The 19,912-nt window shown below is 41.0% G+C and carries 16 protein-coding genes; 12 read left to right on the top strand and 4 right to left on the bottom strand.

Going from position 1 to position 19,912, the window contains the following annotated elements; translation table 11 throughout:
• Nucleotides 1-205 precede the first annotated feature (205 nt).
• The gene (gene ald / locus B6K83_RS10280) at nucleotides 206-1,327 is read right to left on the bottom strand and encodes an alanine dehydrogenase (RefSeq protein WP_085284833.1); all 1,122 of its coding nucleotides are present in this window, start codon (nucleotides 1,325-1,327) and stop codon (nucleotides 206-208) included.
• A 137-nt stretch (nucleotides 1,328-1,464) separates the two neighbouring features.
• Here ald and lrp point away from each other — a divergent pair, with 137 nt between their 5' ends.
• The 6 genes from lrp to serS all read left to right on the top strand — a co-directional run bounded on the left by lrp (nucleotide 1,465) and on the right by serS (nucleotide 8,260).
• Nucleotides 1,465-1,935, top strand: a complete 471-nt coding sequence (lrp, locus tag B6K83_RS10275) for a leucine-responsive transcriptional regulator Lrp (protein ID WP_408607206.1) — start codon at nucleotides 1,465-1,467, stop codon at nucleotides 1,933-1,935.
• A 149-nt stretch (nucleotides 1,936-2,084) separates the two neighbouring features.
• On the top strand, nucleotides 2,085-4,526 hold the full coding sequence (locus B6K83_RS10270; RefSeq protein WP_233143914.1) for a DNA translocase FtsK: 2,442 nt from the start codon (nucleotides 2,085-2,087) through the stop codon (nucleotides 4,524-4,526).
• Nucleotide 4,527: 1 nt separating this feature from the next.
• Complete coding sequence (gene lolA, locus B6K83_RS10265) at nucleotides 4,528-5,217, top strand: outer membrane lipoprotein chaperone LolA (RefSeq protein WP_085284830.1); 690 nt, start codon at nucleotides 4,528-4,530, stop codon at nucleotides 5,215-5,217.
• Entirely contained in the window at nucleotides 5,204-6,559 is a 1,356-nt protein-coding gene (locus B6K83_RS10260) for a replication-associated recombination protein A (RefSeq protein WP_269844012.1), read from the top strand. Before lolA ends, B6K83_RS10260 begins: the two co-directional genes overlap by 14 nt.
• A complete protein-coding gene (crcB, locus tag B6K83_RS10255) occupies nucleotides 6,552-6,953 on the top strand; it encodes a fluoride efflux transporter CrcB (RefSeq protein WP_175474826.1) in 402 nt (133 codons plus the stop codon). Before B6K83_RS10260 ends, crcB begins: the two co-directional genes overlap by 8 nt.
• 26 nt (nucleotides 6,954-6,979) lie before the next feature.
• Nucleotides 6,980-8,260, top strand: a complete 1,281-nt coding sequence (serS, locus tag B6K83_RS10250; protein WP_085284829.1) for a serine--tRNA ligase — start codon at nucleotides 6,980-6,982, stop codon at nucleotides 8,258-8,260.
• A 160-nt stretch (nucleotides 8,261-8,420) separates the two neighbouring features.
• Here serS and B6K83_RS18565 read toward each other — a convergent pair whose 3' ends face one another.
• A complete protein-coding gene (locus B6K83_RS18565; protein WP_085284828.1) occupies nucleotides 8,421-9,248 on the bottom strand; it encodes a PEP-CTERM sorting domain-containing protein in 828 nt (275 codons plus the stop codon).
• A gap of 431 nt (nucleotides 9,249-9,679) precedes the next feature.
• Between B6K83_RS18565 and B6K83_RS10240 the strand changes: the two genes are divergently transcribed.
• The 6 genes from B6K83_RS10240 to B6K83_RS10215 all read left to right on the top strand — a co-directional run bounded on the left by B6K83_RS10240 (nucleotide 9,680) and on the right by B6K83_RS10215 (nucleotide 16,494).
• Nucleotides 9,680-10,165, top strand: coding sequence for a TlpA family protein disulfide reductase (locus B6K83_RS10240; RefSeq protein ID WP_092251316.1), 486 nt, complete (start codon nucleotides 9,680-9,682; stop codon nucleotides 10,163-10,165).
• Between the two features lie 66 nt (nucleotides 10,166-10,231).
• Nucleotides 10,232-11,359: a M14 family metallopeptidase gene (locus B6K83_RS10235; RefSeq protein ID WP_085284826.1), complete on the top strand. Its 1,128-nt coding sequence runs from the start codon at nucleotides 10,232-10,234 to the stop codon at nucleotides 11,357-11,359.
• Between the two features lie 68 nt (nucleotides 11,360-11,427).
• The gene (locus tag B6K83_RS10230; protein WP_085284825.1) at nucleotides 11,428-12,924 is read left to right on the top strand and encodes an alanine/glycine:cation symporter family protein; all 1,497 of its coding nucleotides are present in this window, start codon (nucleotides 11,428-11,430) and stop codon (nucleotides 12,922-12,924) included.
• A gap of 76 nt (nucleotides 12,925-13,000) precedes the next feature.
• Complete coding sequence (locus B6K83_RS10225; protein ID WP_085284824.1) at nucleotides 13,001-13,327, top strand: hypothetical protein; 327 nt, start codon at nucleotides 13,001-13,003, stop codon at nucleotides 13,325-13,327.
• A gap of 39 nt (nucleotides 13,328-13,366) precedes the next feature.
• Nucleotides 13,367-13,651, top strand: a complete 285-nt coding sequence (locus B6K83_RS10220; RefSeq protein WP_085284823.1) for a YeaC family protein — start codon at nucleotides 13,367-13,369, stop codon at nucleotides 13,649-13,651.
• Nucleotides 13,648-16,494: a DUF349 domain-containing protein gene (locus tag B6K83_RS10215; protein WP_085284822.1), complete on the top strand. Its 2,847-nt coding sequence runs from the start codon at nucleotides 13,648-13,650 to the stop codon at nucleotides 16,492-16,494. Before B6K83_RS10220 ends, B6K83_RS10215 begins: the two co-directional genes overlap by 4 nt.
• 81 nt (nucleotides 16,495-16,575) lie before the next feature.
• Here B6K83_RS10215 and ansA read toward each other — a convergent pair whose 3' ends face one another.
• Entirely contained in the window at nucleotides 16,576-17,586 is a 1,011-nt protein-coding gene (gene ansA, locus B6K83_RS10210; protein ID WP_085284821.1) for an asparaginase, read from the bottom strand.
• A gap of 177 nt (nucleotides 17,587-17,763) precedes the next feature.
• Complete coding sequence (sppA, locus tag B6K83_RS10205; protein WP_085284820.1) at nucleotides 17,764-19,620, bottom strand: signal peptide peptidase SppA; 1,857 nt, start codon at nucleotides 19,618-19,620, stop codon at nucleotides 17,764-17,766.
• Between the last annotated feature and the right edge of the window lie 292 nt (nucleotides 19,621-19,912).

Here is a 19,912-nt window from a genome sequence, read left to right as displayed (position 1 = left end):
CGGGTTCTATCGCTTGAACTACTGATTCATAATCTCTACTTTCTTCAACTGATTCATAAACAAGCTCTAGTTCATTATTAAGCACAAAAAAATCCCCTCTGAAAATATCAGAGGGGATTATCTTATACTTGCAAGATCGTTCAACTATTTCTTAAACGATCGGCATTACTTTTAAAAAGCGGCTTTCAGTTTTGCTAAAAATAAATTATAAAGCAGCTAACGCTTGCTCAGGTGCTACGTACTCATAACCAAGCACATCGGCAACCGGCTTATAGGTAATTTGTCCGCCCAGCACGTTTAAACCTGCCATTAAATGAGCGTCGTCAAGCATAGCTTGCTTAGCACCTTTATTGGCTATGGTAACGGTAAATGGCATAGTGGCATTGGTTAAAGCTAATGTCGAAGTACGCGCAACGCCACCTGGCATATTGGCAACACAATAATGTACAACACCATCGACAACATATGTTGGATCTTGGTGAGTGGTTGCTTTAGAGGTTTCAAAACAACCGCCTTGGTCTATAGCAACATCAACTACGACAGCGCCTTTTTTCATCATTTTAATGTGTTGTGCTGTCACCAACTTAGGTGCTGCTGCACCTGGAATAAGCACTGCACCTATAACTAAGTCGGCATCAACGACTAATTGGTCCATGGCATCAGCAGTAGAATAAACGGTTTTTAAGCGGCCATTAAATTCAGTGTCTAATTGACGAAGACGCGGCAACGAACGATCTAAAATCGTAACATCAGCACCCATGCCAACCGCCATGCGCGCTGCTTGTGTACCCACAACACCACCACCGACAATTAATACTTTTGCTGGTGCTACGCCAGGTACACCACCTAATAATGCGCCTAAACCACCTTGCGCTTTTTCTAAAGCATGTGCTCCGGCTTGAATAGACATACGACCGGCAACCTCAGACATAGGCGCTAATAGTGGTAAACCACCACCGGCTTGTGTCACGGTTTCATAAGCTATACAAGTGGCACCAGAGGCAACTAATAACTCGGTTTGCTGTGGGTCGGGTGCTAAGTGTAAGTAGGTAAATAAAATTTGGCCAGGGCGCAGCATTTTGCATTCATTGGGCTGAGGCTCTTTCACTTTGATTATCATGTCAGCGGTTGCAAAAATCTCTGCTGCTGAGTCGATAATTTTTGCACCTGCATTGATGTATTGTTCATTATCAAAGCCAATTGCTGCACCACCATTATTTTCGACAATAACGTCATGGCCATTAACAATTAACTCTTTAACACCAGCGGGTGTTAAGCCAATACGGTACTCGTGATTTTTTATTTCTTTTGGGACACCAATAATCATATTTTCATTCTCTGTTGTAAAATATGAGGCTAGTATATTTGTTTTTTTACGGATTAACCTGTCGTAATTTTTTTGAAGTCAGGATATAATTCTGAAAAAATCAACTTATTTAGTTAATTATATAAGCGAGGTTGGCGGTGACAAAAAAAATTGATCGCATTGATAAAAACATTCTATTTGAGTTGCAAAAAAACGGTCGTTTATCAAATATTGAACTCTCTAAGCGAGTAGGTCTCAGTGCTACACCCTGCTTAGAGAGAGTAAAGCGCTTAGAAAACGATAAGTTTATCATGGGTTATCAAGCCATTTTAAATCCGCATCAATTAGAAGCCGCCTTATTGGTTATTGTCGAGATCACGTTAACTAAAACCAGTCCTGATGTTTTTGATGATTTTGCCAAAGCAGTACATAATCTTGATGTCATTCAGGAGTGTCACTTAGTGTCTGGAGATTTTGACTTTCTTTTAAAAACGCGTGTTGCTGATATGGCTGCCTACCGCGAATTATTAGGAGATACGTTACTTAGGCTTCCTGCGGTGAGTGAAAGTAGAACCTATGTGGTGATGGAAGAGGTAAAATCTTCCAATCTATTACCAATAAAACGCTAAAGGATTTAATTTATAGTGAATGTTTGCTACTTTAGCCCTATAAATATGATAATTTTCAGCAGAGTGTACCATTGTCTTCATCTTCTCCAAAATTAAACGGCGTTCAACGCCTTCTTGAAGCAGGGCTGTTAGTGTCTTGCGTTTTTGCAATGTACGTCATGTTAGCACTGTTTAGTTTCGATCCTGCTGACCCAGGATGGTCTCAAACCGGCTACCAAAACCCAGTGCGTAATTTAGGAGGCGCGGTCGGTGCATACTTATCAGATGTGTTACTGAATATTTTTGGTATTATCGCTTATAGTCTGCCCTTTGTTATTGCAATAACGGGTTGGTTACTTTTTCAAAAATATCACCAATTAATCCGATTAGATTATTTAACGCTTGGCTTAAAATTTATTGGCTTTATCTTGTTTTATATTGGTATTACAGCTATTGCAAGCATGAATTTTGATGATATATATTATTTTTCTGCAGGTGGTATTTTAGGTGATGTATTAAGTAACTCCCTGTTGCCTTATTTTTCTTTTGTGGGTAGCACGTTATTATTTGTCACGTTTTGTGGCTCTGGTTTTGTGCTATTAACCGGCTTCTCACTGCTAAAAGCGATTGATAAAATTGGTGAAAGCGCCATTTGTCTGATTGAATATAGCCTGAAACTTCCGTCGATAATCAAATATCATTTAGGCACTCATGTTGAGCGTAAAAGCGCCAGCAAACCTAACAACAAAGAGCAGAACACGCAAACAACCGCTAGTCAAAACGAGCGCGCTGACAAAGAGCATTTTATCGGTTTTGATGAGCCAGATGAAGTCAAGCAAGCATTAGACGCCATTAGTGACGCCGAGCATAGCGATGTATTTGCAAAAAGTGATGACGACAGTGCATTAAATAGCCGAGACAAGGAGCCTTATCTAGATATTGACGACTTAATGGGCGAACCATTAGCCATGAATGTCCAAGAACATGTTAGCGACGATGAAATTGCGGCCGCGTTTGAACCGGTCGAGAAAATTGTCGTTGATGAGCCCGCAACCCTGCATGATAAAATTTATCAGCAATTAGAAAACGACAAAGCCGCTGAGCCTAATTACCATGAGCTACCTTCATTAGATTTATTAGACCGTGCTGATCGGGCGAACAACCCAATCGACCAACAGCAGCTAGATCGTGTGTCTCGCCTCGTTGAAGCAAAACTTTTGGAGTTTGGAATCAAGGCAGATGTTGTCGGTGTTTTTCCAGGGCCGGTTATCACGCGCTTTGAATTGGATTTAGCCCCTGGCGTGAAAGCCAGTAAAATAACCAATTTATCAAAAGATTTAGCACGCTCGCTTTCAGCTAAAAGTGTGCGTGTGGTTGAGGTTATTGAAGGTAAGTCAGTTATTGGCATCGAATTACCCAATAAACATCGTGAAACCGTATTTTTTGCCGATGTTATCGCTTGTGAAAAATTTGCTAGCTCAAAGTCAAATCTCGCCATGGCAATAGGTAGTGATATTTCTGGCGAGCCTGTAATAGCGGATTTAGCTAAAATGCCGCATTTGCTTGTCGCAGGTACCACAGGCTCTGGTAAATCAGTAGCCGTCAACACCATGATAGTGAGTATTTTGTATAAATCATCGCCTGAAGATGTACGCATGATCATGATAGATCCCAAGCAAGTTGAATTATCAGTTTATGATGGCATCCCACACTTATTATCGGAAGTGGTAACCGATATGAAAGAGGCGGCTAACGCGCTGCGCTGGTGTGTAGGTGAAATGGAGCGACGCTATCAATTAATGTCAAAATTAGGCGTGCGCAATCTTAAAGGTTATAACGAGAAAGTGGCTAAAGCTATCAAAGCCGGTGAACCAATTATCGATCCGCTTTGGCAGCCCAACGATGCGTTTAGCCAAACGCCACCTATGTTAGAAAAATTGCCATCAATCGTTATTATCGTTGATGAATTCGCTGATATGATGATGATTGTGGGTAAAAAAGTGGAAGAGCTGATTGCCCGAATCGCACAAAAAGCCCGAGCAGCAGGTATTCATTTAATTTTAGCGACTCAGCGACCATCAGCTGATGTTATAACCGGTTTAATCAAGGCCAATATTCCGACTCGCATGGCACTAAGAGTGCAATCTCGTATCGAGTCTCGCATCATTTTAGATCAACAAGGCGCTGATCAATTATTAGGCATGGGTGATATGTTTTATTTGCCGCCAGGTGAGGCTGTTCCCGTGCGTGTACATGGTGCTTTTGTTGATGATCATGAGGTGCATGCTGTAGTTAGTGATTGGAAGTCAAGAGCCGAGCCTAACTATATCGAAGAAATCCTCTCAGGTGATAGCGAACAAGAAATATTGTTACCGGGTGAGCAAGCAGAAGCCAATGCAGAAGAAGAAATTGACCCGCTTTATGACGAAGCACTTGCTTTCATTAGTGAAACACGTCGAGTGTCTATTTCCAGTATTCAACGTAAATTTAGAATAGGGTATAATCGTTCAGCCCGTATCGTTGAACAAATGGAGTTGCAAGGGGTTGTTAGTCGACCAGGTAATAATGGTGCTCGTGAAGTGTTAGCACCACCGCCAATCAAGGAACATTAAGTTGAAACTATTCAAAAACGTCTCATTGTTAGCAACACTGATCAGCCTAGCACTATCCGCTAACAGTGTGGCGCAAACACCTAGCGCTGAACCAGCATCGTCAACTCAAGGGCTAAGCACAGCTCAGCCATTAATTGACGCTAAAATTGAACTCATGGTTAAGCTTGAAAAAGTCGCATTTTTTAGTGCTGACTTTAATCAACAAATTTTTGATCAAGAAGGTAATTCATTACAACAAGGAACAGGTAAATTTTCAGTCAGTAAACCTAATTTAATTCACTGGCAAACCCTTAGCCCAGATGAGTCTTTAATAGTCTCAGATGGCGAAAACCTTTGGTTTTATGATCCCTTTGTTGAGCAAGTTAGTGTTTATACCTTAGCTAGTGCTATTGCAAATACCCCAATACTGTTACTTAGCAGTAACGATCCGCAATTATGGCAAGACTATGCTGTTAGCAAAATAGCCAAAAATCGATATGCCATAGTGGCAAAGGGGCAAGATAGTCGTGTCAAAAGTCTTACGCTAAGCTTTGCAAACAGTGAGCACACACCTAAACTAATCGCTGTAGAAATGCTAGATACTACTGGCCAACTGAGCGTGATCAAACTGTTAAACCACGGCTCTGCGCCTAATCCAGCGCTATTTAGTTTTTCAGTCCCTGAAGGGGTTTATTTAGATGACCAGCGATAACGGTATGCTTGATTTAGGCTTTGACCAAGACGATCGTTTTAAACCGTTAGCAGCAAAATTAAGGCCTAAATCATTAGCAGAATATGAAGGTCAAGAGCATATTCTTGGGCAGGGCATGCCACTGCCATTAGCGATTGAACAAGGCAAAGTCCATTCACTCATTTTTTGGGGGCCACCAGGTACCGGAAAAACCACCATAGCAGAAATTATCGCTAATCACGCGAACGCCGATATAGAAAGAGTATCCGCGGTGACTTCTGGTATTAAAGACATACGACAAGCCATCGACAATGCTAAAAAGCGCGCTATTCACCAGCAGCGTCGAACGGTACTTTTTGTTGATGAAGTGCATCGTTTTAATAAAAGCCAGCAAGATGCTTTTTTGCCGCATATTGAAGATGGCACCATCATTTTTATCGGTGCCACCACAGAAAACCCTGCTTTTGAATTAAACCAAGCGATATTATCTCGCGCTCGAGTTTACACGCTGAAGAAATTGAGTAAAGCCAATTTAAGTAATGTTTTAGCACGGGCCCTTAGCTACCAAACTCAAACCGAACAACATGAAATTATTATTGACCAAGACACCAAAAAGCAATTGCTAGCATTAGCTAATGGTGATGCTCGTCGGTTATTAAATTTATTGGAAAATTGCTTAGAAATTACCCCAGTTGTTAACAAGCAACAAACGTTAACGAAAACCCAACTGATTCAAGTCGCGGGCAATAAAATTGCCCATTATGATAAGGGTGGCGATGCGTTTTATGATTTGATCAGCGCCTTTCACAAATCCGTGCGCGGCTCAGACCCTGACGCGGCACTTTATTGGTATGCACGAATTTTAACTGGCGGTGGTGACGCGCTTTATGTCGCTCGTCGACTGCTAGCCATTGCCAGTGAAGATATAGGTAATGCCGATCCAAGGGCAATGCAATTAGCGATTAATGCCTGGGATACCTTTCAACGAGTAGGGCCTAGTGAAGGCGAGCGGGCAATTGCACAAGCTGCAGTTTACATGGCACTCGCGCCAAAAAGTAATGCGGTTTATAGCGCATTTTCACAAGCCAAGGCTTTAGCTAAAGCGACATGTGAGCTTGATGTTCCGCTGCATTTAAAAAACTCAACCAGCGCGATTACTAAAGAGCTTGGCCATGGTAGCGAATACCGATACGCCCATGACGAAGCTGGCGCTTATGCGGCGGGTGAAAATTATTTTCCGGCAGAAATTGCCCACACAACCTTGTATCAACCTAGCGATCGCGGGCTAGAAAAACAACTAGGCGATAAGTTAAACTACTTAAAGCAATTAGATCAACAAAGCGATAATCGTCGATATGATTAATACCATGAGCACTTGGAGCATTTACCTTTTAATCGCCCTTGGCGGCGCTTTTGGTGCCAGCATGCGGTTTTATATTTCACAATTAATGCTAAATTGGCTCGGAAAAGGATTCCCTTTTGCAACGTTGGCGGTTAATATTTCCGGCTCCCTATTAATGGGAGCATTACATGGGTTAATTGAACAAGGTGTTATTGAGGTTGGCGTTTATCGGCCGCTAATTACCATTGGTTTTTTAGGCGCATTTACCACCTTTTCAACCTTTTCATTAGATACTTTATTGTTAATTCAACAAGGTGAAGTATTAAAGGCAACAATAAATATATTACTTAGTGTGACTCTATGCATTTTTGCAGCCGCATTAGGAATGTTTATTGTATCTATTTTTAACAAGTAAATAACAAAGAAAACACGTGACATATCATGCTTGATGCAAAACTACTTAGATCAGATATAGAAAACACGGCAACTGAGCTTGCCAAACGTGGATATACGTTAGACACAGCCCAATTAATTGAGCTGGAAGAGCAACGTAAAGCTATCCAAATGAAAACGCAAGATTTACAAAATCAGCGTAACACACGCTCTAAGTCGATTGGACAAGCTAAAGCGCGAGGTGAAGACATTCAACCTTTGTTGGCTGAAGTCAGTCAACTGGGCGATGCGCTAGAAGCCGCGAAAGAAGAACAAAATAAAATTTTAGCGCGTATCGATAGTATTGCCTCATCGATGCCGAACTTAATTCATCATTCAGTGCCAACAGGCTTGAGCGAAGACGATAACGTAGAAATAAAACGTTGGGGCATACCACGAGAGTTTGACTTTGAAATAAAAGATCATGTTGATGTTGCCAGTGCCTTAGATAAAGGCCTAGATTTCGAAAGCGGCGCCAAACTCGCCGGTACCCGCTTTGCGGTGATGCGTGGCCAAATTGCCAAGTTACATCGAGCACTAACACAGTTTATGTTAGATGTGCACAGTGAAGAGCATGGCTATCAAGAAATGTATGTACCGTATTTAGTTAATCATGACTCACTTTATGGCACCGGACAATTACCTAAATTTGGCGAAGATTTATTTCATACTGAGTTAAATAATAAAAAGCTATCATTAATACCCACCGCCGAAGTGCCGTTAACGAACTTGGTACGCGATGAAATTATTGACGAACAAGAGTTACCAATTAAAATGTGCGCTCATACGCCGTGCTTTCGCAGTGAAGCCGGTTCATACGGACGTGATATTCGTGGCTTAATTCGCCAACATCAATTTGATAAAGTTGAAATGGTGCAAATCGTAAAGCCTGAAGACTCCTTTAAAGCCTTAGAAGAGTTAACCGGTCATGCAGAAAAAATTCTTGAGCAGTTAGAGTTACCTTATCGAACTGTGGTTTTATGCTCAGGTGATATTGGCTTTAGTGCCACTAAAACTTTTGATATTGAAGTTTGGTTACCTGCACAAAATACTTATCGAGAAATTTCATCTTGTTCTAATATGGGTGATTTTCAAGCACGTCGAATGCAAGCAAGGTATCGCAACAGCACAAGTAATAAACCTGAATTAGTACATACCTTAAATGGCTCAGGTTTAGCGGTAGGGCGGACCTTAGTAGCGGTATTAGAAAACTATCAACAAGCCGATGGCAGTGTAAATGTGCCAACTGTTTTACAGCCGTATATGAAAGGTTGTACTAACATTCGTTAGGCTCTTGGGCTGAGTTTTCTGATTAAAGCCTAATGGCCTAATGTGAACACAGGTTTTAGGATAGAGCACACAGAAAAAAGCATCAACCATAGGTTGATGCTTTTTCATTTTTACCACTAGCTTAGAAGTTGCGTGGGCTATATCGGCAGTATTTATTCGGCTAGGCTTTTTTCTTAACTCTGCGTGATGCTAAGCCGAGTAAACCTAAGGCAAATATAGCAAGGGTTGTTGGCTCAGGTACCGTTTGTCCTGGGTTAGTAATCGAGCCAGCATTAGTACCGATAATTACTGCAATACCGCTATTATCTGTTGCCAGCACGGTTAAGCCGCCAATATTGCTAAAGCGATTATGGCGTGGGCCGCTGGTTAAATCTCCGTTGGTTAAGCCCGGAAATGCTGCCATGCCTGCCGCGGTTAGGTTTGCGCCAGTACCACCACCGTTGACAATAGTTAAACCTGGTAGTAGCGCATTCACCCAAGCGTAACCGTTTGACTGGCTAAACAAGCCGCCGCCGTTAGCCAAGAAGGTATCTATAATTCCGGCATTGGTGGTAAATAGGTTTCTTTCACTGACACTTGAACCGCCACTAACGTGACTGCCCGAGTCCATCATAATGATCCCGGTATTATTAATATTAACCGCACCGTTACCGGCAAAATAATCCGTTATTGCCGCATCACCGTCAATATTGGTAAAGCTCCAAGTTCCTGCCAAAGAAGAAAAACCAAACGCTGAAGTTGCCGCGTTTAAAGCGCTCCCTGAGCTGCCTAAATTAACCACGTTTAAATGGCCATTGGTTAACGATGCGGCGCTGGCTAAGTTTTCAAGTACCCGCTGCATAAACAACCAACCCGTCAAGTTAGCTGTAGCAGTGGCCCCGCCATGATCATCGGCGTCAGTACCAGCCAAAATTATTGGCCCACCTAAGGCTGTAAAGTTAAAGCCAAATAGAAAGGCTATCAGTAGATAAATATTTTTAAGTTTCATAGACAAGTTTCCATGTTAGTTAATTTCAAAAATATCAGTTAACGATAAAATAATGCATAGCGTTTTAGTGCCAAGGCGTCGTTTTATCCCAATGGTTATTGTTTTTAACTGCTGAATTATCAACGTAACGACAAAAATCTACGTACAACTAATAACTGACTGAGGTAGGTCAATGCATATACTGTACCTTTAATACAAAATCAACTTAATTCAAATGCTTATATTTTTTAGGATTATAAGCAACTTCCTAATTGTAAAAAAATCAGACACAATTACCCCGCTAGCGCACAATAAAATCTTGGCTTAGTCACGAAAACAGGCTATTAACCTTGTACAATTAAGTTATTGATAACGATTGCGGCTTTTATGAAGCTAAAAGCCAGTTTGTCGGGTCTTTATCATTATGATTAAACGTTTAAGGTGTTTTTATTTTGTTACGAAGTCTTAGTTTACAAGCGGTTGTTTTCTTTTTTATTTTTCATGCTATATCCATGCTCAGAGAAACCAGTATGCTCTCTAGTAGTAATGGCGAACTACCAATAATCCATCAACTTAGTACGTTAGATAATAAAACATTGAGTTTGCAGGCCAATGGGCAAAAAACGATTGTTTATTTCTTTGCTCCTTGGTGTCAAATTTGTCACATGAGTATCGGTAACTTGCAAAGCTTGTTTGAACGAAAGCCGCATATCAAAGTGATAGCGGTGGCGTTAGATTTTGTCGACCAAAATGAAGTGGCAGCATTCACTGAGCGTCACCAGTTAACATTTCCAGTTGCGTTAGGAAATGAGGCAGTAAAACAAGACTTTCAAGTGCAAGGTTATCCCAGTTATTATGTTTTAGATGAAGAAAATACTGTTATTAGTCGCTCTCTTGGCTATTCTTCTGAATTAGGCCTGTATTTAAGGAGCTTTTAGACTTCTGATCTTTTACGCGTTTGTGTACACTAGGGCTATCTTCACTAATTATGAGCAATAGCCCTTATGCAAATTTCCGCGAACTTTGACTCAGGTAATATCGAAGTTATCTCAGCGCAAGACCCAAGTAACATAGAGTTAGCCATTAAAAAAGATCATCAATCCGATTTCTATCAGTGGTTTCATTTTAAATTGCATAACACTGAACATCGCGAACATGTCATTCATCTAACCAACGCCGGTAAGTCTGCTTATGTAGAAGGCTGGCATAATTATCAGGCCGTTGCTTCACATGATCGTCAGCATTGGTTTCGTGTGCCTACCGAATTTGATGGTGAGAAACTTACCATTACTTTTACGCCAGAATGTGACGCGACTTACTTTGCTTATTTTGCGCCGTACAGTTATGAGCGCCATCAAGACTTAATTCATAGTGCACAGCTCGATATTGATTGTCAGTTGCAAGTGTTGGGACAAACACTTGATGGCCGTGATATGTCGTTATTAAAAGTGGGCGAAGCAGGACCTGGCAAGAAAGTTATTTGGATCACCGCACGCCAACACCCGGGCGAGTCTATGGCTGAGTGGTTTATGGAAGGGTTTATTGACCGCTTGCTTGATGAAGACGATGGTGTTGCGCGTTCACTTTTAAATAGTGCGGTATTTTACTTAGTGCCCAATATGAATCCTGATGGTTCAGTGCGAGGTCATTTACGCACTAATGCGGTTGGGGTTAACTTAAACCGAGAATGGCAAAACCCAAGCATGGAGCGCAGCCCAGAGGTTTATCTAGTGCGTGAAAAAATGTTAGCAACTGGTGTCGACATGCATTTAGATATTCACGGTGATGAAGCCTTGCCATTTAACTTTGTCGCCGGCACCGAAGGCGTACCTTCTTATAATGACCGTATTAAAGCCTTGGAAGAAAAGTTCAAAAATGTGTTACTTGCAATAACCCCTGAATTTCAAGACGACAAAGGTTATGACAAAGATGAGCCTGGTAAGGCCAACTTAACCGTCGCCGCTAACTGGGTTGGTGAGCAGTTTAAATGTTTGGCCTATACCGTAGAAATGCCATTTAAAGATAATGACTTACTGCCAGATTATAGTGTAGGTTGGTCTGACGAACGTAGTAGTTTATTTGGTCGAGACGTACTTAGCGCTATTTATCATGTGGTTGGTGACTTACGTTAACTAACCAAATTGCACAACATTTTAGCAACTAAAACGAACATAAAAATAATAATAATCAGGAGTCTAACGTGCAAGAAATTGTCAATACATTAAACGCGATAATCTGGAGCCCAGCATTAGTCTATCTATGCTTGGGCGCTGGATTATTTTTTTCTGTTATAACTCGGTTTGTGCAAATACGTCATTTTCGTGAAATGTGGCGCTTATTAATGACAGGCAAAAGTTCAGAGCAAGGTATTTCCTCGTTTCAAGCATTAGCAGTTTCGTTATCCGGTCGTGTTGGTACAGGCAATATTGCCGGTGTTGCCGCGGCAATTGGCTTTGGTGGCCCAGGTGCCGTATTTTGGATGTGGGTAGTGGCGTTTTTTGGTGCCGCAACTGCCTACATTGAGTCAACAAATGCACAAATTTACAAAGAAGAGCAAGAAGGTTTATATCGTGGTGGTCCAGCTTATTATATAGAAAAAGCTTTAGGACAGAAGTGGTATGCGTGGATCTTTGCTATTGCGACTATCATCGCCTGTGGCGCTTTATTGCCGACAGTACAGTCTAATAGTATTGGCGTTGCTGTTACCATGGTTTTTGGCAGTGGCAGTACACTAGATACCGCGCTTGGGCCGATTGAAATGACCAAGCTTTATACCGCGGTATTTATTGTCATGTTACTTGGCTTTATTATCTTTGGTGGTGTTAAGCGTATTGCCAACTTTACGCAGGTTGTGGTGCCATTTATGGCGCTTGCTTACATTATCATTGCTTGTGTCATGATCTTTTTGCATATTGACCGATTATTTGATGTTTTTATGCTGATCGTTACTGATGCATTTTCACCTATGGCCGGCGTTGGTGCTGCCATTGGTTGGGGTGTCAAGCGCGGTGTATACTCTAATGAAGCCGGTCAAGGTACAGGCCCACATGCGGCGGCGGCAGCAGAAGTTGCTCATCCTGCACAGCAGGGCTTAGTACAAGCATTTTCGGTATATATAGATACTTTATTTGTTTGTACCGCGACAGCTTTTATGATTTTAATTACTCAATCTTATAATGTAAGATTAGAAGGTGAAACTAGCTTTATAGTACAAAATATTGCCGGCGATATCGCCGCTAATAGCCCAGCCTTTACGCAAATTGCTGTTGAAAGCATGCTTACCGGTTTTGGTAAGCCTTTTATTGCTGTTGCATTATTCTTCTTCGCATTTACGACGATTTTAGCGTACTACTTTATTGCAGAAAATAATGTCTCCTACATAAAGCGCACCTTTAACTTTCCGGCGTTAACGTTTTTATTAAAAGTGTTGATCATGGTTGCAACCTTTTATGGCACAGTTAAAGCAGCGGATATTGCATGGGGAATGGGGGATATCGGTGTCGGCATGATGGCATGGTTAAATATTATTGGCATTATTGTTATATTCTTTATGGCTAAACCTGCGGTTAAAGCATTAAAAGACTATGAAAGTCAGAAGGATGCCGGTGTTGAGCACTACAGTTTCAATCCGAAAAGATTGGCGATAAAAAATGCTGATTTTTGGCAAAAACGTTTTGATCAAGAAAATCAAAAATAATTGTAATATACTGGCAAAAAACGCCCGCAAGGGCGTTTTTTTTAGGTAAAATATGACTGCAAAAATGAGGTAGAAAATGGCTGTTATTAATTGTCCAAGCTGTAAGAAAAAAATTTCAGATAAAGCAAAGTCCTGCTCGCATTGCCAATTAGACTTAACGGCGTTAGATGCCGATAAAATTGCTAACATAAAGCGAATAAATGCCGTAAAAAAATCACAGCAATTAATGACTCATTCGTTTATCGCTATGCTGTTGTTCTGTGGTGGCTTTTTATCGTTTTATTGGTTAGATGCCGAAACTGGAAGTTGGCAATATTTGACCTCAATAGCCAGTACCATACTTGGTTTTATTTTATATATAGTAACGCGCATCCGATTAATTTTAGCGAAACGTGGGCGCTAAGTGACAATTGTTGTTTAATCATTATTTAAAGAGACATTCATGGATATCATAGAGTTAGTCGAACACATGTCAGAAGACATGTATTTACGTTTAAAATGTGCGGCGGAAACCGGTAAGTGGCCTGAAGGTGTCGCGGTTGATAAAGCACAACAGTTATCGGCAGTACAAATTACTATGGCCTATCAAGCGAAACATTTAGAATCTGATCAAACGCTGTCTATTGGTCCCAATGGTGAAATGATCATGAAAACCAAAAGCGAATTACGCGCTGATTTCCCCGCAAAAAAAGACAGCAATGATATTGCTAGGTTTTCAGATCTATGATTTTTGCAAAATTATTTAAAAAGCCGTGGCAACATAAAGATAGTGCCGTTAGGGTAGAAGCGATAAGTAATAGTTTATCGCTTGGTGAGCCAGAGCATCGTTTTATTATTGAGCAGCTCGCAAAAAATGATGAACATGAAAATGTTCGACGAGCGGCACTAATCAAATTAGCAGACTTTCAAACTTGGTTGCTTCATAGTCAAGAAAACTCGATGGAAAAAGTGAGACGTTATGCCGAGCAAAAAGTTAGCGCCATTTTAACTGATCAAGATGAAATAACCTTGTCTATGCAGGAAAAGCTCAGTTACATTGCAGCACATCAGCATTATCACCGTTTTGAGCTCTGGTTGAAAAGCACGCAAGATCCAACACTAGTTATCGCCTTATTTGAAAAGTTAGCAGAAAAACCACAGCCAGATAACAGCAAACCTGTGCTTAAACCACAGTTATTAATTAATTTATTTGCTCAAAAACAACATGCTAAAGTGCAAGCTTATATCGTGGCTAAACTTAATGATATTGCAAGTTTAGAAAAGCTAAAGAAAAAAGCCTGTAATGAGCAAATAACGCAACAAATAACAGAAAAGTTGACGCAATTACAAGCTGTTATTGAGCGACCAATAAACCTGCGTAAACAAGTCAATTTAGTCTTGGCAAAGTTGCAAGCTTTAAAAGAGCAATCGGACTTTGTTGTTTATCAACAAAAGCGTGAGTTATTAATACAAGAATGGCAAACATTAAACGATAAGTTTGCGGTTTTTGATTCGACAGAACAAAACCGGTTTTCACAAAAGTATTGCAAAATACTGACGCAGTTAGAGCAATTGTTTGCAAGTAAAGCCGAGCAGCATGCACAAGCCGAAATAGCACAAGCGTTAGCGCAACAAAAACAGCACGCCATAGCGCATTTTCAAGGTGTACTGCAAGAGATAGATCAAGCACTAAGTACTAGTATTTTCGAAAATGAGCGTATCGACGAGCAACAATACTTAGCCGTATTTAAGCAACTCGCCCAAGAAATAGCCGACTCGCCATTAAGCCTTAAACAGCAAGAAGACTTGCAAGGCAAAGTTGCACAGCAACAGCAAAAGTTACAGCAGCTGCCCTTGATAGCGGAATCTGTTGCCGAGGCTACGCAGCTGATATCTAAAGTATCGCAATTAGCCTTACCAACAACGCTTATTGAGATGAACGAGCGTTTACCTATTTACCAGCAATGGCTGAGCGATTGGCAAGCAGCAGAAAAGAAGTCGGCAGGGGCTTTACCTGAATCAATTAAAAGCGCCGCGCAAGAGATTGAAAAAAACTGGCAAAGTGCATTAAAACCTTTACAAACTGCCCAAAAACAAGAGTTTTCTGTGACACAGAAAAAACTAAGCGCTACCAGAAGGTTAATAGCCGCTGGTAAGTTTAATGCGGCATTTGGCGTTTTTAAAAAGGCTAAACAACTGTTTAACGCGCTATCTGAGCAACAGCAGCAACGCTTGCAAAAAGATTATCATAGCTTAAATGAAAAAATTGCTGAGTTAGCGGATTGGGAACATTATATCGCGACCCCGCGTAAGCAAAAACTATTAACAGATATTCAAGCGATTGTTGATACACCCTTAGATAACCCGAATGAGCAGGCAGAGAAAGTTAAGCAATACCGAAAACTTTGGAATAGCTTAGGGCATGCAGAAGATGACGCTGAACAAGCGTTAAATACCCAGTTTAATGCATTGTGTGAAACGGCATTTGCCCCTTGCCGTGTTTATTTTGCTGAGCAAGAAAAACTACGCGAACAACATTTAGGCTTGCGTCGTCAACTGGTCTCACAAGCACAAGAGCTTGCCGATGGCTTAGCGGTTAATGATGCTGAAAACACGGTAATAGATCATAAACAATTAGCGCACTCCTACCATGATCTTATCAAGCAATGGCAACAGGCAGGGCAAGTTGATAGAAGCGTTTATCAAGCGATAAATACTGAGTTTAATGCGATATTAGCACCGGTAAAATCATTGGTTTATGGATTTTACCAAGAAAATAAAACGGCAAAACAAACCTTGATAACCAGTGCTGAAGCTTTACTTAGCAACGAGGATATTTACGCTGCCATTAATCAGGTTAAAAACCTGCAAGCACAGTGGCGAGAGTTAGGCTATGCTGGTGCAAAATATGAAAACAAACTTTGGCAAAAGTTTCGTAAAATAAACGACCAAATTTTTGCTAAGCGCGCGCAGCAAACTGCTAAAGAAGAAGCCTTATTATTAGCAAAAACAGCTGAGTTGACAGCTAAATTTGATCAGCTACTTGAGCAATTTTCAGTGGCTAAGCAACTGGACGAGCTACAAGCGTTTGCGCAGCAATTACAGACATTAGCGTCCGATGTTTCAGCTCAAAAGCCGGCTATGGTGGCATTAGAAAAACAAATAAGCGCTAAGAAAAGTGAGCTTACCAAAAAAATAACCCAGGCAAAGCAAGCAGGTGAAAAACAGCAATGGCAACTTGTCTTTGCTTTGTTATCAGCAAGTGCAGTTAATGGTCAATGCGTTACCGCGCAAAATCAGTTTTTGCAATTAAATGCATTTTGGCAGAAGAAGCTTAAAGAGTTAGCCAGCAAAAATAGCCTTGTTAGCCGCGACCAAGCGACGATAGCACTTGAAGTATTAGCTGGTATACCTTCACCCGTTGAATTACAGCAACAACGCATGGCAGTGCAGGTAGAGCTAATGCAAAGTCGAATGTCTTCAGGTGCGGATATTGATTTAACGAAAGAGTTCAACCAGTGGTTATTATTAGGCAAGTTGTCTGAACAAGACTTACCCTTACTTGAACGAATAAAGCCTATATTTTTATAGTTTTTTAGTTTTATGCCCTGAAAGCGAGTTAAGTTAGCTTTCAGGGCTATGACTTGTTAGCTTTTTTCGCGCAGCAAACTATTACTCTGTGCTTAATTCACCGCGTAAGTTTAGCTCAAGCAGTTGTCGAACTTTTGCTTGGCTGTAATTCTTACTTAATAAATAATGTAGCTTAGTCAGCGTTGCTTCAAGGGTCATATCATGGCCGCTGATCACGCCAATTTTGCTTAAGGCATGGCCGGTGGCATAGCCGGTCATATTTACCGTGCCTTTAACACATTGACTGCAATTGACAATCACTATCCCTTCATCATTTGCTTGTTTTAAACACTCAAGCAATGCTTTATTTTGTGGAGCATTGCCAACCCCATAACTGCGAATGATAAGTGCCTTTACCGGCTGTTTAATAATATTTTTAATCAGCTCTACAGATATGCCAGGGTATAAATGCACTACGCCAATGGGCTGCGGCGTGATTTGTGCTAACGATAATGGCGTAGATATCGGCTGAGCAACTTTACCTTGATTTAACCTAATGTTAATACCCGCCTCAAGTAATGGTGGTAAGTTTGGAGAATCAAAAGCATTGAATCCATCTGCATAGGCTTTAATACAGCGATTACCACGGAACAGTTTATTGTTAAAATATAAGCCAACTTCATGAATGGGATAATTTGCCGCAATATAGAGTGAATTTAGCAGATTTTCCTTACCATCTGAACGTAATTGGCTAAAGGGTATTTGCGAGCCAGTAACAATAACCGGCTTGCCTAAGTTTTCTAACATGAAAGATAAGGCAGAGCTAGTGTAAGCCATAGTATCTGTGCCATGTAACACTACAAATCCATCATATTGATCATAATGTTGTTGAATGTCATTGGCAATTTGTTGCCAATCGGCGGGTGACATATTGGAAGAGTCAATTAAGGGATGATATTCATTGATCGTAAACTCAGGCATTTCTTGGCGATGAAAGTCAGGTGTTTGCATGATGGCATCGGTTAAATGCTGTTTCTGAGGCACATAACCGTTTTCACTTGGCTTCATGCCTATGGTTCCGCCGGTATACGCGATATAAATACGTTTTTTCATAGTAAAATCTTATTGTTCAAGTGGCATCAGCTGCCAGGCTATAGCAAGCCTAAATGGAGAAATCGCGCAAGATTGTAACATATTGCTATTGTGAAAATGAGTCTCTGACGTCGCAATCTAGCATAATAAAGCCTCGATAAATTGAGGCTTGATAAGTCACGCTATGAATACGCTAGGTTATTCGATTTCACAGGTAAGGCAAAATGAGTAAATTCCTTGCGGATCATTTAATTGTGCCAGTTGATTAAGTTCAAGTGAAAGTTTTGCAATTACACGGCTTAAACTATTGTCCGTATAGCCTGTATTGTCATCGGGCGTCGCAAACCATAACGATGCTTGACCAAATAAACTTTGTAGAAATAAAGCCCGTGGGCTTTTTTCTCTTTCAATTAATAGCGTGTCGTAACTGTCTAAATTTGCCAAATTCGCAGCGGCTAGAATCGCACTGTCAAGGTCCCCTAATGCATCCACTAAGCCAAGCTCAACCGCTTTGGCGCCAGACCATACCCGTCCTTGAGCGATAGCATCCACTTGGCTGATACTCATATTGCGATTACTGGCAACAAGCTCGAGAAAGTCTTGGTAACCGCGCTCAATATTTAATTGTACAAGCTTAGCCATGCCAGGGCTTAATGCACGAGTTACGCCAAACCCTGAAATATCCGTTGTACCAACACCATCAGTGTATATACCCAGTTTACTTAAAGTGTTTTCAAAGGTCATAAAGAAACCAAAGATGCCAATAGAGCCGGTAATGGTACTAGGGGCCGCGTAAATCTTATTGGCAGCAGCAGATATCCAGTAACCACCGGACGCGGCATAGCTACCCATTGAGGCGATAACGGGTTTACCGGCAGCCTTTAATAGCTCTACCTCTTGGCGTATCACGTCAGAGGCATAAGCGCTGCCGCCAGGACTATCAACACGCAACACGACAGCTTTAACCGCCCGGTTTTCACGCGCTTTGCGCAGTAACTTTGCGGTGCTACTGCCGCCAATGTTACCGGCTTTTTGTTCGCCATCTAAGATAATGCCTTTCGCTACAATGACGGCTACTTTATCGGCTGCGGTATTTTGTGGCTGCTCTTGGTTTATAAGCGTTAAATAGTCGTTAAAAGTTACCTTTTTATCCTGCCAATTACTCACATCTAAATGTTTATTTAACGCTAAGGTCATTTCATATTGAGTTTTTAAGGCATCGACCCAATTATTTGCTAACGCATATTCAGCTATGCTGCCATTTGCAGCGGTTAGCTTGGCAACTAAAGCGTCAATACTTTCATCAAAATTGTCGGTAGAAAAGCGGCGCTGTGCAGCAACATCTGTCTTGTATTGGTGCCATAAGTCATTGAGCCACAATTGATTTGCTTCTTTCGCTGCCGCTGACATGTCGTCACGAATATAAGGCTCTACCGCCGACTTATAGGTGCCTACGCGAAAAACATGTTGGCTAATTGAGAGTTTTTCTAAGGCCGATTTAAAGTAAAGTTGAAAGCGACCATAGCCATCGAGTAGTAGCCAGCCCTTAGGGTTTAGCCAAATTTCATCGGCAAAACTCGCTAAATAATATTGGTTTTGATTGAAAGACTCACCAATGGCAATCACTTTTTTGCCTGTTTGTTTAAATTCGGTGAGCTGCTTGGCAATATCGCGTAACTTAGTCAACCCAGAGCCTTTGAGGTTTTTCAAATCGAGTACTATTGTGTTGATCCTATCATCATCGCGCGCTTGCTCGATAACGGCAAGAATATCGGCCAATAACACCTCTGTTGTTTGTTCTGGTTGCGCCATAGCTTCACTCATAAAGGCATCTACCGGATCGATTTCGCGTTTTTGTTCGACAATATCACCTTTAATATCTAATACTAGAGCTGAGTTTTGCTGCACAAGAATATTGTCGCCGTCGCTGTTAAGCGCGATAATGATTATTGCAACAACAAAAAACACTAAGTTAATGATGATTTTACGCGTGGTATTGAGAACGCTAAATATGCCTGAGCTAATTCGTGCGAAAGTGGTCTTATTTTCTTTCATAAACCTTATCTATTGCTTGTGCAGAAAGTTAACCCTATGCTACTGAAATTTCGTCGCTTTAAGTAGTCGTAAATGTAAATATTTTTGTCATTCAAATGTAACAGCGCAAATGTTACCGTAGCGTAAGCTGAAAGAAGTTAGCGATAAATAGGTTCTGTTATAACTAAGGGGAGTACTTGATAGGGCAAATTTTTTATCCGTACCTGAAATAGTGATATTTTTTAATGATAATTTTTTATAAATGTTTATGATCACAAAGAGATAGTGTGCTAATTAGCACTTTGTACGCGTT

This window comes from Colwellia chukchiensis, from assembly GCF_002104455.1.
GTDB classification, from domain to species: domain Bacteria; phylum Pseudomonadota; class Gammaproteobacteria; order Enterobacterales; family Alteromonadaceae; genus Cognaticolwellia; species Cognaticolwellia chukchiensis.
This window is presented reverse-complemented; position numbering and strand designations above follow the sequence as displayed.

What these genes read in the sequence shown, in the direction of transcription:
- ald (WP_085284833.1), bottom strand. Translation starts at nt 1,327, where the DNA reads ATGATTATTGGTGTCCCAAAAGAAATAAAAAATCACGAGTACCGTATT.
- B6K83_RS10270 (WP_233143914.1), top strand. Translation starts at nt 2,085, where the DNA reads ATGTACGTCATGTTAGCACTGTTTAGTTTCGATCCTGCTGACCCAGGA.
- B6K83_RS10260 (WP_269844012.1), top strand. Translation starts at nt 5,204, where the DNA reads ATGACCAGCGATAACGGTATGCTTGATTTAGGCTTTGACCAAGACGAT.
- crcB (WP_175474826.1), top strand. Translation starts at nt 6,552, where the DNA reads ATGATTAATACCATGAGCACTTGGAGCATTTACCTTTTAATCGCCCTT.
- serS (WP_085284829.1), top strand. Translation starts at nt 6,980, where the DNA reads ATGCTTGATGCAAAACTACTTAGATCAGATATAGAAAACACGGCAACT.
- B6K83_RS18565 (WP_085284828.1), bottom strand. Translation starts at nt 9,248, where the DNA reads ATGAAACTTAAAAATATTTATCTACTGATAGCCTTTCTATTTGGCTTT.
- B6K83_RS10235 (WP_085284826.1), top strand. Translation starts at nt 10,232, where the DNA reads ATGCAAATTTCCGCGAACTTTGACTCAGGTAATATCGAAGTTATCTCA.
- B6K83_RS10225 (WP_085284824.1), top strand. Translation starts at nt 13,001, where the DNA reads ATGGCTGTTATTAATTGTCCAAGCTGTAAGAAAAAAATTTCAGATAAA.
- B6K83_RS10220 (WP_085284823.1), top strand. Translation starts at nt 13,367, where the DNA reads ATGGATATCATAGAGTTAGTCGAACACATGTCAGAAGACATGTATTTA.
- B6K83_RS10215 (WP_085284822.1), top strand. Translation starts at nt 13,648, where the DNA reads ATGATTTTTGCAAAATTATTTAAAAAGCCGTGGCAACATAAAGATAGT.
- ansA (WP_085284821.1), bottom strand. Translation starts at nt 17,586, where the DNA reads ATGAAAAAACGTATTTATATCGCGTATACCGGCGGAACCATAGGCATG.
- sppA (WP_085284820.1), bottom strand. Translation starts at nt 19,620, where the DNA reads ATGAAAGAAAATAAGACCACTTTCGCACGAATTAGCTCAGGCATATTT.